Genomic DNA, 1,054 nt, shown 5'->3' on the forward strand with positions numbered 1-1,054 from the left:
TGTTCTTCCTCGACACGTTGTGATCGGCTGAGGTGAGCGAAGACCTCCGGGAACGATGTGGGTAACCACACTCAGATCGTTTCCACGGAGGTCTTCGTGACTCACGCTAACGCGCCATTCACTCCGGAGGGCAGGGTTCGACTTGCTCGCCTCATCGTCGACCAGGGCTGGTCGGTGCGCCGTGCTGCTGAGCGGTTCCAGTGTTCGCCGGCGACGGCGTCTCGTTGGGCGTCCCGCTATCGGGCCGGTTTGCCACTGACCGACCGCAGCTCCAGACCGCACCGGCAGCCGTCGCGTTCGCCGCAACGACTTGAACGGCGCATCGTGGCGCTGCGGTTCACCCGCCGTTGGGGGCCGCATCGGATTGGCTATCACCTTGGCGTCGCCCGCTCGACGGTCGGACGTGTCCTTGCCCGCTACCGGATGCCGCTGCTGCACCACCTCGACCAAGCCACCGGCCTCCCGGTCCGAAAACCCAAGCCGATCCGCTACGAGCTCGCCGCTCCCGGCCAGCTTGTCCATGTCGACATCAAGAAGCTCGGACGAATCCCTAACGGCGGCGGGCACCGGATGCTGGGCCGCACGATCGGGAACCGCAACAACAAGAAGAAAGGACGCGGCTACGCGTTCCTGCACCACGCCGTCGACGACCACTCGCGGCTCGCCTACTCGGAAGAGCTCCCCGATGAGCGCAAGGAAACCGCAGCTGGGTTTTGGCGCCGGGCCGAGGCGTTCTTCGCCGAGCACGGCATTACCGTCACCGCGGTGATGACCGACAACGGCGCCTGCTATCGCTCACGCGACTTCGCTGCCGCACTCGGCCCCATCCAGCACCGCTGGACCCGCCCCTACCGACCACAGACCAACGGCAAAGTCGAACGCTTCAACCGCACCCTCGCCGCTGAATGGGCCTACGCCGCCACCTACTCCAGCGACGAGGCCCGCTCAGCGACCTACGCCGACTGGCTCCATCACTACAATCACCACCGACCCCACACCGGGATCGGCGGTCTCACACCCTCAGCCCGCGTTCACAACCTCACGAGGAAGAACA

The 1,054-nt window shown here is 65.7% G+C and carries 1 protein-coding gene; it reads left to right on the forward strand.

What is annotated here, in order from left to right:
- Positions 1 to 96: 96 nt before the first annotated feature.
- Positions 97 to 1,054: IS481 family transposase (locus tag EV141_RS12200; RefSeq protein WP_130486255.1), on the forward strand; the 958-nt coding region annotated here is incomplete at its 3' end.

Origin of the sequence: Microcella putealis (assembly GCF_004216575.1) — a bacterium.
GTDB classification, from domain to species: Bacteria; Actinomycetota; Actinomycetes; order Actinomycetales; family Microbacteriaceae; genus Microcella; species Microcella putealis.